Origin of the sequence: Devosia elaeis (assembly GCF_001650025.1) — a bacterium.
GTDB lineage: Bacteria > Pseudomonadota > Alphaproteobacteria > Rhizobiales > Devosiaceae > Devosia > Devosia elaeis.
On sequence record NZ_LVVY01000077.1, the window covers coordinates 1 to 11954 of the forward strand.

Here is an 11954-nt window from a genome sequence, read left to right on the forward strand (position 1 = left end):
AGCCGATTTGGGAATCCACTTTGTCAACAGGACCTAGGATATCTGGCTTTTCTTTTTGCCAAATAGCATTAATGCCCCCAAAGCCAAGTCTGGTTTTGACCAGATCGCATGATAGTACTCCGTCATGCAATCCCAGACGATGGGGGATGAAATGCGTGTTCCGAATTCAGGAAAAGCCGAGCGAGAGCGGTTGGAGCAGATCCGGCGTCTGGAGAAGAAGCTGGCGTATTTCCAGTCGATTCCAGCAAGCCGGCGCGATGACGAATGCGCGGACGCCGGCGAGCGCGATTGCCGCGTGCTGCTAGCCGAACTCGGTGCCCCCGGGCATGAGCGGCCGCAGCGGCAAGGCGGTGGGACCGGCAAGCTGATGACGATCGACGAGTTCCTGGACGACCTCGAGCGCGATCAGGGGCAGACGACGTAGGGGTTTCGTGTACCCTGCAGGCGCTCGATGGCGTCCTGTCGAGCGCACTCTTGTGGAGAGGTTGGATCGGCTGCCGACCACCGCTGAGCGAGCTCGAGCTGCCCATCCGGCAGCAGCCCGCCATAGACGGTGTGCACGTATAGCAAGATGCGGGCGATATCGCCCTTGTCTTCGTCGCGCGGCTCGACGAGGCCATCGGTGACAACGGTGCCGACGACATCCATTCCGCGGGAGCGAAAGCATGCCTGTCCGCGCCAGTTGTCCTGCGGCAGCAGGTCGGCGAAGGCGCGGTCCCCTCGCGCCTGGTTCATCGCCTTCTCGGCCGGCATCAGGTTTTGCATGTCAGCCGCCCAAATCTGAAAGCTCGGGTCCGCATCGCATTCTCTGCTGCTGCCGCATTGAAGCGTCTGTCTCATCCAAGACTTGGGATAGACGTGTTCCATCGAGTAGAGATCTTCTGTGGCCCGCAGCTCAGCGACATCGGCGGCGCAGTAAAGTGCCGGGGTCAGTGGTGCCACATGCTCCCAGAAAGCATCTGATGTGGCTTTGTCCTGAGCCGCAGCAGATACGGTGAACAGGGCGGTGACGAGTAAGATACGGATCATGCTGGGTCCGTACCATCTTTCGCTGGCGGTCCATAGAATTCATCGCGCCAAAGCTGGATTCGGCGCTCACCTGCGGGCCTGCGAATTACCGTATGCCCGACATCATCGCTATTCGGATGCCGCTCTCTGACACGCCACCGCCAGCTCTGCCCACAGTGTGGGCAATAGGGGCCAAAGAGGTCGCATACAAAAGCGTCGGAGTGATAGCCAGCCCCAATCAGATCGCTGGCGAGATAGGTCCGCATTCGACGACAAGACCGGCAATGAGCCACGATCAGCATATTCGCTTTCGCCGCCTGGCCGAGGCGGGTCCGATAGAACATCGAGCTGGGAGGGCTGTTGGTCATCGAATCCAGATTGAAAAGAGTTCCCGTTATGTTCTAATTTCGAGCGATCGGGGATGGCAAGCGAGGATCGATCACGATGCGCCTTCAACAGCAGAGCACGGGCCAGCCGCCGGTGCAGAAATCGACGACACTGATCGTCTTCATGGCCTTCGAGAAGGGCGAGGACGGCGAACTCAGGCCGGCGTTTGAAGCGCAGCAGATGCCGAGCGAGCACGCAGCGGTCCAGCGAGCAAAGCTGATGTCCCGGGGCTATGCTGGCGTCATCGCCTGGAAGCGACCAGCGAGGCCAGATGAGGGCGAATTCGGTGAGCCGGAGGTGCTTTGGCAGCACGGTGACGTTCCGGACATGGAGTGATCAGGCCTCAGCCTCCGACCACATGTTTGCCGGCGACACCTTCACCAGCGACACTGGCTTTCCACGTCCTTTGGAGCGCTCGCGGGCTTCGTAGATCCGCTGCTTTATCCATTCGACGTCGAGCAACCGGTCATCGAACTCGATGGCATCGCGATAGGCTTTCTCGACGTGTTCGGCCCACGCTCGCATGATACGCCACGTGTAGTGTGTGCCATCCGATAAGGCGTAGCTCGTCGCCGTGACATCCCCGGGAGCCTGTCCACGGGAATGGTCAAGGACGGTCTTGGTGTCGAAGCGCGATAATCCCAGATCGTTCTCCCCATGCGTAGCCAAGGCCCGTCGCAGATCGTGGGGGCTGGCGGTCACGCCGGGCATGTATGAGAGCGTGTGCGTGAGCGTCGACGGATCGATGTGATCCATCTTGTCGCCGGCACGGCGGGGCCGGCGCTGGAAAAACACCCTTCGCTCGTCCGTGGGGTCGCCCAAGTCCATTGCCTTCTTGACGGCACTCCAAGCCGGCGCGGGCAGAGGAATGACGAGTTCGGAGAATTCCCCTCGCATGATCGCTGTCTTGCGGTGCGGTGCTGGGATGCGCCACAGGCCCTCGGTTGGGCTGATCGCCCGCATTTTGTCCATGCGGGCAGTGGCGATGGCACGTCGGCGCTGGGGGGCGAAGACGAGCAATTCGATAGCAAGCCCAACAATCTCGTCCAGGGCACCGGATCGGGCGATGGCGAGAATGCGCCCGACTTCGTGCATCGGCGGCACGTAGCGTATCGCCGCCTCTGCCTCTTCGAATTGATCTTCGCTCAGACGGCTGCGGGGAGGGGCCTTCAAGCCGGCCATGATTCCATGCTCGACGCCGGTGTCGCCGCGCTGGGCGTCATCCGACATCCATGACCAGAACGGCTTCAATTTCCTGACCATGCCCTCTGCAGTGGATTCGCGGCCGGAGGTGGCAACGGCAGCGATGATCTTCGACAGGTCGGGGCGGGTGATCGACGGCACCGGCCGTTTTGCGAGCTGTGCGAGATCCCCATTGCCGAGGGTCTGCCGGTAGTCGCGATACGTGGCCGGCGATTTCGTGCGCTTCACATGTTCCATGTACGCCGTGACGGCTTGCTTGTAGGTCCAGAACGTCGAATGCCGGTGAGCGACAGTGACGGGCGCGGCCGCCGCCTTCCCCATGGATACCCGCATCTCATGGACCCATTCGTCGTCGGGGCGCCGGATCCGGCCGGCGATCAGCTTCCGCCCCTCGAGGACAAGCGAGCGCGCCTCGGCGATTGACCACTCGTCCACGCTGCCGAGGACGAGGCGGGTGCCCCTGCCGTGCATCTCGAAGCGGAATTGCCATAGCAGGCCTGTGGGGCCGGCGCGCAGGATCAGGCCCGGCGCCTGCACGTCGGTGATCTCGAATCTGGCCTTGGCGTCGGCGGCGTCGCGCCGCGCCTTGGCGATGGTTTGCTGTGTGATGGTGATCTTGGGCACTACGAATCGATGCTGGGACGGGATTGGGACGGCATCGAAAAAATCAGCCACGGCGGTGCCATGCAAGAGAAACTCTTGAAACCCGCCGAAAACGGGGGCAGAAGGTTAACGGGGACGGCGCTGGAGCGGCATGGGATGCTGACTCTTAATCAGCGGGTCCAAGGTTCGAGTCCTTGTGCACCCACCAAAGTCTCTTCGTAACTGCTTGAAACTACGAGAAAATATACAAAGGGCGCCAGCGGCGCCCTAAGTTCTTTCATAAGATAGCCCCGCGCCTGTAGTTGCCGGTGGTGACGGCGGCGCGGGGGTGATGCCAGTTGGTAGCTGGCAATATGGAGCGCACGGTCAGGATCGAACTGACATCTCCCTCCAATTACGGTGTCCGCATTAGAAGTGCGGGCCGATACGTACGCGAACTGATTTAGGCAGCAGGCTCCCCACGGAACGCCGCGATGGCAGCCTTCACCTCGGCCACGGCCTGCTGCACGGCATAGGCGGTGAGCTCACGGCCATCATCCTCACAGGAGAAGTGATCAGCGATCCGCAGGGCTCGTTGCGCATCATAGAGCTTGGTTTCCAGGTCGATGAAGTCGATGCGCTCTGCATGGGTACGGGGTGGACAGTGGATGGTCATGGGCGGGCTCCTCTTCTACTGAAAATAACCCTAACGGTTAGTTTAATGACCGTCAACGATAAAATAACCCTAAGAGACACATTGTTTTCCGCTAGGTGGCATTAGGTGTATCGTGACCGCATGATCACAGCACCGCAGATACGAGCCGCACGCGCCCTCCTTGCCTGGAAACAGGTCGATCTGGCCAAGGCATCTGGCGTTTCCGAAATGAGCATCAAGAACATTGAGCGCGGGGACACAGATCCCCGCGTCAGCACCCTCGCTGCCATCCGCAGCGCCCTGGAAGGCGCCGGCATCCAGTTTATTGATGACGGCGATGTGGCAGGAGGCAAGGGCGTGGTGCTGACCAAGAATGTCTGAACTTCCACTTCTCCTAACTCGCAAACAGGCTGCTGACCTCTTGGGCGTCTCTACAGGCACCTTCAACAACTGGGTAAATTCTGGAATCATGCCGGACGCTATTCCTGGCACTGGTCGCTGGAGCCGGGTGCAGTTGGAGAGAGCTGCCGCTGGGCAGGTTTGGGTGCCGTCTGAAGCGAGGGATACCCCGGTAGACCCCTACATCGAAGAGCGAGAGGCCAGAAACCTCAACGCTAACCGCGCGCCGCCGCACTCGTATGGCAATCTGAATTTCAATCCGGATGGTCCATTGGGGAAGAGGGAGGTTGCGGTGCTGTTAGCGCTGCGGGGCAAAAAAGACGCTCTAAAAGAAAGCGACATACACGGCGCGAGCATCGCGACGATCGAAAAGCTTGGGCTGCGCGGCTATCTGGTCAAAACGAGGCACTTTTATAAACTGCTACTGACGGACGCAGGACAAGAGGCGGCAACTCGCCTCGCATGGAAGAAACAATAGCCGCGGCCCACGTGGCACTAATCTCGGCCCCAGCAACACAATGCTAGAATTCCGCAACGCCGAGCCGCAGGTCCAGATAAGTGTGAGTAACGGGGGGTCTGGGCGATGGATGTGGACTAGTTGTTGCCCACCGTTGACGAATCGACGCCGTCGGCCGTAGCTATGCGCTATGAACATAGCCCCTATGCCGTTTACGAACCTTGGAGGAGGGAGTTCGGGACGGGCGCTGGAAATGGCTGACAAGGCCCAGCATGTCGACCACGTCGACGTGAAACAGGTCGCTGGCGTTTCCGAGGCCGATTGCTCGTGGGGGGTCCACCGAGAAAAGGGCGAGCCAATGGCTCGCCCTTTGCACATTCTGACCATGTGGAAACCAAGGAGTGCTTGGTCGGGTCAAACTGTGTGGGATGGATTGCTCCACCTCCTGAACAAAGGCGAGCATAAGCCTCTCTCACTGTTTGGCAAGCACACCATTGTCACAGTTGATGAAGGAAAATGCCGATGGCATCTATCGACGACCTGACGCCGCAGGAAATCGGCGAGATCAAGTACCTCCTGGCACACGGCGAGTTGCAGCACCGTATCGCTGCTCGGTTCGACATCAATGCTGGCCGCATTTCCGAGATCAACACCGGAAAACGCTTTGCGCATATTCCGCCGGCGGCGTCGGCGAATGGCGCGACTGAGCACTAGGGGGCAAAGATGGCATCGTATTACGTAAACCAGAACCAACAGCCCAATGGCGACCATGAGGTACATGTTGAGGGTTGCGCACATATGCCGACCTACAAGACCTACCTGGGTGAGTACACATCGTGTTACCCGGCGGTGGCGAAGGCGAAGTTGACCTATTACCGAGCTAACGGTTGCTATTGGTGTTGTCGGGCCTGCCATACGTCTTGATCATTGGAAAGGGCGGCCTTCGGGTCGCCCTTTTTCTGTCGCTCCATGTGATATTGCATGCTGTTCTGACGGCAGGGGGAACTCCATGACGAAACATGCAATAGTCGCAGCGCTACTTGCCGCTCTCTTCGCGGCGCCCGCCTTCGCCCAGACCGGCAAGTGCGTCATCAAGGGCAACGTCAACACCAAGGGCGAGAAGATCTACCACGTGCCCGGTCAGCGATATTACGACGACACCCGCATCCAAGCTTCCCACGGCGAACGCTGGTTCTGCTCGGAGGCGGAGGCGCGTGCTGCCGGTTGGCGGAAGGCGCGGGTTTAGGACAGGAGGGGCGCAATGAGTGACCAGACCATCGACGACATTGTTCTCGAGGCTACGCGGAGCGCGCGCGAGCTTTCAGCGCTTCTGACGAAAGCCATGGCGGTGCATCAAAAGTCTTGCCGAACATAACTGTGCCGTTGCTGGTTCTCGTCCCTGCCATGTGGATGCGGGCCGCTCGCGGCCATCGGCTGTCGAATGCGATCTGTTTAGGCTGCAGGTTCGGATTCATGGCGTCAAATCCCGGTCGGGATACTCGTAGGCCATGCCCTCCGCCGGGGAGCGGCCCCGTGACGACCCGGCGTGTCATGTGTCGTCACGAACGATGATCGTGCCATCAGGCAGCGTTTCGATTGATGGGTCGTCGGGGTCGCTGATGTCTTCCAGGTTGATCAACGTGGCGTCTTTATCTTCGTCTCGGGAAGTCATGAGTTCTCCAATAAAAAGCCCGGCGCGATGGCCGGGCGGATGTGGGGGGGGGTTAACGAAATGTGAAATTTCGCCTTGATTTTTAAGGCCAGCAGATATTCATTGGAACCAATTTTGGGGGCTACAATGTTTCTTCGTACTTTGACCGTTCTCGGCGCCGCTGTATTTCTGGCAGCATGCTCGACGACCTACAGTGACATGGGTGTCGGCGGCGGAGTTACTGCATCTGCGGTAACAAACGACGTCTACCGCATTTCGTCGCGCGGTAATGGGTTCACGGACCGAACGACCATTCAGGACTATTCGTTGCTCAAGGCGGCAGAAACCACCCTGGCTGCTGGTAAAACCCATTTCGTGATTTTGTCGGGTACGGACACAACGCGTGTTTCCACCCAACGTACCTCTGGCACCATGTACACCAGTGTGTACGGAAACACCGCCTACAGCACATATACGCCCGGCACGACTTACGACATCGTCAAGCCAGGCGAGGATCTGATGATCCGGGTGCTCAATGTAGGCGCACGCCAGCAGGCGCCTGCCAACGCATTCAATGCTCAAGAGGTCTTCAACGCAATCAATCCGCGCGTGCAGCGGCCGAAGTCGTGAGGCTTGCACTTTCTTTAGCTTTCCTCGCAGTCGTTTTTGCATCGCCGGCCAATGCGCAGGCACTGCTACTCTTTGACGGTAGCACAGGGCGGGAGTTCGTTGGGTGCCTCAATTGCTCTCGTTACGAAAGCGCGGCGATATGCAATTCGTATGGAGAGTATGGCTCCAAATATGCTTCCGACAGCATATGGAACAGATATGGGACGTACGGCTCGAAGTATGCGTCTGATAGTCCATGGAATAGGTACGGGACAGGTCTGCGCGTGGTCGACGAGTCTGGCGGGTTCTATGGATATTTCAACGTAGGCTGGCAAGGCAGAGGTAGCGGCGTGCCGATCATAAAGGCTATCGCAGAGGCATATGAATACCTGGATGGTGATCTTGATGCGCTCCGCGACGCCCTATGCGACTAGGTTCTAAGGCCTGATCCTCTCCCCGACCACGTCATCCCACCGATGAATTTGCCGCGTCTTGACGCCGCTGGCCGTGACAATGGTGTGGTCGACATGGCCGCCGATCCAGGACGTTACTGGCCCGCCGCGTACAGGTGCCTGCAGCTTCCCGCGCATGACATCCAGCAGCTTGACGCCGCTTTCGGCGATGCTGTCCGAGAAACGTAGGTCGGCCGCCACCATCTCGTCGAAGGTGACGCCCGGCCCGGCATTGTCGCTGTCATAGACTGGCAGCAATTCGGGGCGGCCGGCCACAGCATCAAACTTCCACATACACGGCCCACGTGTTTCCGAGATGCCAGCAAAGAAGGCCACGAAGGGCTCGCCGATAGCGATTTCCTCACCATGAGGCAGATCTTGAGCCAGCCGCTCGATGGTGCCGTCCACGCTTGTGGTGGCGCGGCTGGCTTCAATCATTCGTCCGGCGATTGATGTCATGATCTTCACACCGCCGGTGCCCGTGAATGCCAGCGGCAGGAACGGCGATGCGAACACTTTTACCCCGGTGCGCAGAAGCTCGCCCGAAGGCGCGCAATAGGCACCGTCGGTGACGATTTCGATACGGTCATGATACTGAACTGCGAAATAAGCGCTCATGCTGCGAGCCTTTCATGAATGACGTATTCGGTGACGGATGGCGCATGGCCCAGATGAGCGACAAGGAAGTTCTCTTCCTGAAGCATTTGGAGCCGCCGCCGCATTTCCTCGACGCTCTCGCCGTATCGTTCGGTGGGGGACGTGCCCCTGCTAGCAGACGACGTCGTAACAACCGGCTTATCTCCGTCACCGCCGTCGGTCTCAAGCGCCTTGCGGGCAGCAATTCGTCGAGCGGCAGCACCTGCTGCGCCTCGGGAATGGACGGGGCCGCCCATGCCCACAGGAACCGCCTCAACGGCCGCTGCCGCATCGATGGCGCCGGAGTAGACCTTCGACAGGGTGTCGATCAGGGTCCAAAGCCTGCCCACCGTAGGGGCGACGTCCGGGGCCTCCTTGCCGACCTGCAGGATGGCGGCTTTAGCTTCCTCAGCGGTCTTCTTGCCGTGAAGGAAGTCGCCTGCCAACTCGGCCAGCTTCTGCCCGACCTCAGGGACGGATTCAGCGGCGGCGATTGCGACGTCTCGCAAGGAATCCTCGATGGCCCAGATCGCTTCCTTGGCGCGCTGGCTGTCGGCACCTGTGATCTTGTCCCAAATGTCCTGGAAGAACTCATCTGTTCGGGTGGTCTGTAGATATTCCAGCGCGCCGCCGATCGCCTCGATCTCGCGCTTCGTGCCTTCAATGCCGCGATTGAATGCCTCGGCCTCATTGGCGAGCCAATCGAAGATTTCGATGCGCGGCATATTGTCGATAGCCGCGGCCAGCCGTTCGATGGACTCGGCCAATTTGGAACTGCCACCAGAAGCCGTGTCAGACTCGCCGATGAAGCGAAGCGCGGCCGTCTGCAGCTTTATCACCGCGTCGGCCACTGTGGCCGGCATAGCATCGGCCTCGGCGCGTAGCGCGGCCAGCTGGCTAGTCACGCCGAACATTTTGTCGGTGGTGATCTTCCCTTCCGAACCCAGCTTGCGCAGCTCGTTGACCGAGACGCCCATACTGTCGGCCAGAGCCTTCGATAGTCGGCCGCCTGACTGGATGACGGTATTTAAGTTGTCGCCTCGCAGCGATCCGGACGCCATGGCCTTGGACCATGCCTCTTGCACCGACCGAGCCTTGTCGCCGCGCGTGGCCGAGATGACGAGCGCATTGTTCAGGCTTTCGGTCAGATCCAGCTGCTCTGCAGTGGAATAGCCCAGCGCCGAAAGCGCCTGCTGGTTCTGAAGGTAGCCTTCAGCGGTCTGCTCCAGCGACGAATAAGTCCGGTTCGCCACATCGACCAGCCGGTCCATGACCGCCGTACCCTTTTCCAGACTGCCCGCTGCGTTGTTCACGCGCGATGACAGGTCGGTCCAAGCCGTTGTCATGCCGATCAGGGCCTGCGTGCCAAAGGCAACGCCGAGGAGGCCGAAAGCACGAGTAACGATGCCGAGGGACGACGCCATGCCGTTACTGACCTGGGTGACGCGCGAGCCGAGCCCGTCGTATCGGGCCTGCATTGATCGGACGCGTCGATCGGTCTCGCCATTGGCCTTCGCCAAGGCGCGCTCATACTTCGTGGTCGACGCCTCGAGCGAGACGATCAACCGTTCGATATCTGTGGCCATGCGGCCTCCTAAATGACATGAAAAAACCCGCCGGTGGGGCGGGTTGGGGGGGTGTAGGCATGCGTCTGGGTTGGTGTCTCAGCCGCAGCTAATCCTCCGCCCTGCCTTGGACCAGCTTGAGCGCATCTCGATATAGGAATGGCACCCAGTAGGAAGGCTGTGATTTAGTCCCACGCTGTTCGAAAAAACCGACGCCCACCAAATCCTGCGCTCTGGCATTCGCCTCATCAATGGTCACGCCCCATACGCCGGCAAGACTTTCAGGAGTTTGCTCCGCTTTCAGACCCTCAAGTTTTTCTAAGTAGGACCTATTGGCAGGATACTCAGCGTACAAATAGGTGTTCAGGCGCGTCTCCGAGACAGTAGGTAGGGCTGCCTTAAATACAGACCTGTCAAATAGCTGCTCACCCGGTGGGAGACTTCCCCCTCTCTCAAGCCTACGGATTTCCTCCTCCCGGATACAATTAAGAAGGTGGATCAGTTCTCGGGGCGCTGTGGATCCGGTCCCATCGGCACATCTGTTGACCATCCAATTAAACGTCGTCGCTTTCTGCGGGCCTTGCTCGACTTGAGCGGGAAAAATGCGCGCAAACAGCTTGTCTTGCTCCTCTGCGCTTTTCAGAACCGAATCGCGATCAACGCCATAAGCCTCTATAATGACGTCATTGCTGAGGATGCGGCGCATAATCAGATTCTTCAGCATCTCAGGCGTCCAACGCATCACCTCAAATCTCGTGATGTGGCTCGCCTCTCTAAGACCTTTTGCAGTTATCCGCTTCCATATATCCTCTCGAAGAAATATTTTAAGAGAGATATTGTCCAATGACCTAAAGTCATTGTACACGCGAATAAGTGCCCGTATCGCATTCGCCTCAAGGTCGTGGCTCTCTGCGAAAGCAACGTCAAGTCGATCTAGCAGTATCCATACTGAATATCCAGCTTGTTTTAAGGCCGAATTCACTTTGGAGAACATGCCATCGAGAGAGGATATGCCGTCCCTTGCCAGGTCTCCCGAAGGCTCCTGTAGGGAAATGCGACCAATAATCCCTGATGGCATTCCGGTGCCAGGAGCTAATTCCAAACCAGTTTCGAAACGAGCGGATGAAAGCAGCCGGCGGGCGAGAATCTGCGCGGACCTTAAAAGACCAGCTAGGTTTAGCCGAGGCTCCAGGAGCTTCTGCTCCTCTAGTGCGACGTAAACGCTGCGCATTTCGCCGCCCTGAATGCCTAGTTGCTGTAGCTCATGGGCCACTACGGTGAGAAGATAGATTTTCCAGAGGACCACAAACTCTTGCTCGGAAGTTGGTGGATCAGACATCAAGTCCTTGAAGACTGTAGCGCCGCGAGGATTTTCACCGCTCACCATCACGACGCTCTCGTCAAAGAGGCGGTCTTCGTTTTTGCCCAACAACAGGTACAGCGCACTTTTTCCCGCGCCCTTTTCGCCGCGGACAATATCTATTTTTCCGCTAACTATGCGGTTCCACTGATCCGTTTGTACGAAATAATTCTCAAGGAACTGGATTTCATCCTCTGCCACTTGTGAGCCGAAAGAACAATTCTTCAGAACGGCAAGCCGATCCATTTCCCGCCACCTTGCACAACCCTGCATTTGTGCACTTTTATAACGGCTTGGCATTAATATCCAACCATCTGGATGCGAGAAATCGTGGATTGCAATCGAACTCCGCTGACTGCTCATGTGAAAAACTCCTCCGCCGGATCATCGCTTTCTGGTGCGGGCATGGCCACCCGCCGGGCATCGGCCGGCGTAGCGCCCAATTGGCCCAGGCAAAGGCGCAGCAGGTTTAATTCGCTCACACTCGCATCGCCGGCGCGCAGCCTCGCGATCAGTACCGCGGCAATACCAACGATGCCTCCATGGGAGCGGTCCAGCCAAGGCAACGTTTCGACCAGCTCATTCCAGGCGTTTGTCTGTGGCTCGGAAAGCCAGCCAGGCGGCCCGCCAATCGGGCCCAGATAATTCGAAACTGGCGCTGGCGGGCGATAGCGCGCCGGGTCTTTCAGCGCGGCACCTGTGATATGCGCGACTGCAGCGGGGATTCGTGGTCTTGGCATGTGACCCCATATTCTGAATTGCGGAAATGCACGCGTTGGGGCCGATACGCTCCGCGGAGGAGCGATCGGCGGACTTTGATGTGGCCCCTGGGGGTGCCTTCAGACTCGACGATGCCGAGGACGCCACACCGCCACCCCCACAAACATTTCACATCCGCAAAATTCGAAATTTGGATTCCCTCGCGCGCGTTACGCACGCGGGCGCGCGTGTACGCGACACGAAAACCTGTATTAGCGCTAACACTTTGGG

General features: G+C 58.8%; 15 protein-coding genes. 7 read left to right on the forward strand and 8 right to left on the reverse strand.

What is annotated here, in order from left to right:
• Positions 1-124: 124 nt before the first annotated feature.
• On the forward strand, positions 125-424 hold the full coding sequence (locus tag A3840_RS08375; RefSeq protein ID WP_067454770.1) for a hypothetical protein: 300 nt from the start codon (positions 125-127) through the stop codon (positions 422-424).
• Here A3840_RS08375 and A3840_RS08380 read toward each other — a convergent pair.
• Positions 406-1029: an endonuclease gene (locus A3840_RS08380; protein WP_067454773.1), complete on the reverse strand. Its 624-nt coding sequence runs from the start codon at positions 1027-1029 to the stop codon at positions 406-408. The two genes, A3840_RS08375 and A3840_RS08380, sit on opposite strands and share 19 nt — an antisense overlap.
• A 423-nt stretch (positions 1030-1452) precedes the next feature.
• On the opposite strand from A3840_RS08380, the gene A3840_RS08385 reads away from it, so the two are divergent.
• A complete protein-coding gene (locus A3840_RS08385) occupies positions 1453-1731 on the forward strand; it encodes a hypothetical protein (RefSeq protein WP_067454776.1) in 279 nt (92 codons plus the stop codon).
• Here the strand turns inward: A3840_RS08385 and A3840_RS08390 are convergent, their stop codons facing one another.
• Positions 1732-3288, reverse strand: a complete 1557-nt coding sequence (locus A3840_RS08390) for an integrase family protein (protein ID WP_067454779.1) — start codon at positions 3286-3288, stop codon at positions 1732-1734.
• A gap of 355 nt (positions 3289-3643) precedes the next feature.
• Positions 3644-3856 carry a hypothetical protein gene (locus A3840_RS08400; protein WP_067454782.1) on the reverse strand — a complete coding sequence of 71 codons (213 nt, stop codon included), beginning with the start codon at positions 3854-3856 and terminating at the stop codon, positions 3644-3646.
• Between the two features lie 120 nt (positions 3857-3976).
• Here A3840_RS08400 and A3840_RS08405 point away from each other — a divergent pair, with 120 nt between their 5' ends.
• The 4 genes from A3840_RS08405 to A3840_RS08420 all read left to right on the forward strand — a co-directional run bounded on the left by A3840_RS08405 (position 3977) and on the right by A3840_RS08420 (position 5937).
• Positions 3977-4216, forward strand: a complete 240-nt coding sequence (locus tag A3840_RS08405) for a helix-turn-helix domain-containing protein (protein WP_067454785.1) — start codon at positions 3977-3979, stop codon at positions 4214-4216.
• Positions 4209-4712, forward strand: a complete 504-nt coding sequence (locus A3840_RS19855; RefSeq protein ID WP_205633354.1) for a helix-turn-helix transcriptional regulator — start codon at positions 4209-4211, stop codon at positions 4710-4712. The genes A3840_RS08405 and A3840_RS19855 overlap by 8 nt, the downstream gene beginning before the upstream one ends.
• 501 nt (positions 4713-5213) lie before the next feature.
• Positions 5214-5405, forward strand: coding sequence for a hypothetical protein (locus A3840_RS08415; protein WP_131798275.1), 192 nt, complete (start codon positions 5214-5216; stop codon positions 5403-5405).
• 295 nt (positions 5406-5700) lie between these two features.
• Positions 5701-5937: a sunset domain-containing protein gene (locus tag A3840_RS08420; protein ID WP_067454794.1), complete on the forward strand. Its 237-nt coding sequence runs from the start codon at positions 5701-5703 to the stop codon at positions 5935-5937.
• A gap of 303 nt (positions 5938-6240) precedes the next feature.
• Here A3840_RS08420 and A3840_RS20145 read toward each other — a convergent pair whose 3' ends face one another.
• Positions 6241-6363, reverse strand: coding sequence for a hypothetical protein (locus A3840_RS20145; protein ID WP_281180564.1), 123 nt, complete (start codon positions 6361-6363; stop codon positions 6241-6243).
• Between the two features lie 126 nt (positions 6364-6489).
• On the opposite strand from A3840_RS20145, the gene A3840_RS08425 reads away from it, so the two are divergent.
• Complete coding sequence (locus A3840_RS08425) at positions 6490-6972, forward strand: CC0125/CC1285 family lipoprotein (protein WP_067454797.1); 483 nt, start codon at positions 6490-6492, stop codon at positions 6970-6972.
• Positions 6973-7388: 416 nt separating this feature from the next.
• Here A3840_RS08425 and A3840_RS08430 read toward each other — a convergent pair whose 3' ends face one another.
• From A3840_RS08430 to A3840_RS19410, 4 genes are all read right to left on the reverse strand, one after another.
• A complete protein-coding gene (locus tag A3840_RS08430; protein WP_067454800.1) occupies positions 7389-8021 on the reverse strand; it encodes a hypothetical protein in 633 nt (210 codons plus the stop codon).
• Positions 8018-9625, reverse strand: coding sequence for a tape measure protein (locus tag A3840_RS08435; protein ID WP_067454803.1), 1608 nt, complete (start codon positions 9623-9625; stop codon positions 8018-8020). Before A3840_RS08435 ends, A3840_RS08430 begins: the two co-directional genes overlap by 4 nt.
• Before the next feature lie 88 nt (positions 9626-9713).
• Positions 9714-11327 carry a P-loop ATPase, Sll1717 family gene (locus A3840_RS08440; protein WP_245676577.1) on the reverse strand — a complete coding sequence of 538 codons (1614 nt, stop codon included), beginning with the start codon at positions 11325-11327 and terminating at the stop codon, positions 9714-9716.
• Entirely contained in the window at positions 11324-11704 is a 381-nt protein-coding gene (locus tag A3840_RS19410; protein ID WP_082903748.1) for a hypothetical protein, read from the reverse strand. Before A3840_RS19410 ends, A3840_RS08440 begins: the two co-directional genes overlap by 4 nt.
• Positions 11705-11954 lie beyond the last annotated feature (250 nt).

Bases quoted from the DNA above. Each gene is read 5' to 3' on its own strand.
- A3840_RS08420 (WP_067454794.1), top strand. From the start codon at position 5,701: ATGACGAAACATGCAATAGTCGCAGCGCTACTTGCCGCTCTCTTCGCG.
- A3840_RS08435 (WP_067454803.1), bottom strand. From the start codon at position 9,625: ATGGCCACAGATATCGAACGGTTGATCGTCTCGCTCGAGGCGTCGACC.
- A3840_RS08440 (WP_245676577.1), bottom strand. From the start codon at position 11,327: ATGAGCAGTCAGCGGAGTTCGATTGCAATCCACGATTTCTCGCATCCA.
- A3840_RS08400 (WP_067454782.1), bottom strand. From the start codon at position 3,856: ATGACCATCCACTGTCCACCCCGTACCCATGCAGAGCGCATCGACTTC.
- A3840_RS08385 (WP_067454776.1), top strand. From the start codon at position 1,453: ATGCGCCTTCAACAGCAGAGCACGGGCCAGCCGCCGGTGCAGAAATCG.
- A3840_RS08430 (WP_067454800.1), bottom strand. From the start codon at position 8,021: ATGAGCGCTTATTTCGCAGTTCAGTATCATGACCGTATCGAAATCGTC.
- A3840_RS08375 (WP_067454770.1), top strand. From the start codon at position 125: ATGCAATCCCAGACGATGGGGGATGAAATGCGTGTTCCGAATTCAGGA.
- A3840_RS08415 (WP_131798275.1), top strand. From the start codon at position 5,214: ATGGCATCTATCGACGACCTGACGCCGCAGGAAATCGGCGAGATCAAG.
- A3840_RS20145 (WP_281180564.1), bottom strand. From the start codon at position 6,363: ATGACTTCCCGAGACGAAGATAAAGACGCCACGTTGATCAACCTGGAA.
- A3840_RS08405 (WP_067454785.1), top strand. From the start codon at position 3,977: ATGATCACAGCACCGCAGATACGAGCCGCACGCGCCCTCCTTGCCTGG.
- A3840_RS08380 (WP_067454773.1), bottom strand. From the start codon at position 1,029: ATGATCCGTATCTTACTCGTCACCGCCCTGTTCACCGTATCTGCTGCG.
- A3840_RS19855 (WP_205633354.1), top strand. From the start codon at position 4,209: ATGTCTGAACTTCCACTTCTCCTAACTCGCAAACAGGCTGCTGACCTC.
- A3840_RS19410 (WP_082903748.1), bottom strand. From the start codon at position 11,704: ATGCCAAGACCACGAATCCCCGCTGCAGTCGCGCATATCACAGGTGCC.
- A3840_RS08425 (WP_067454797.1), top strand. From the start codon at position 6,490: ATGTTTCTTCGTACTTTGACCGTTCTCGGCGCCGCTGTATTTCTGGCA.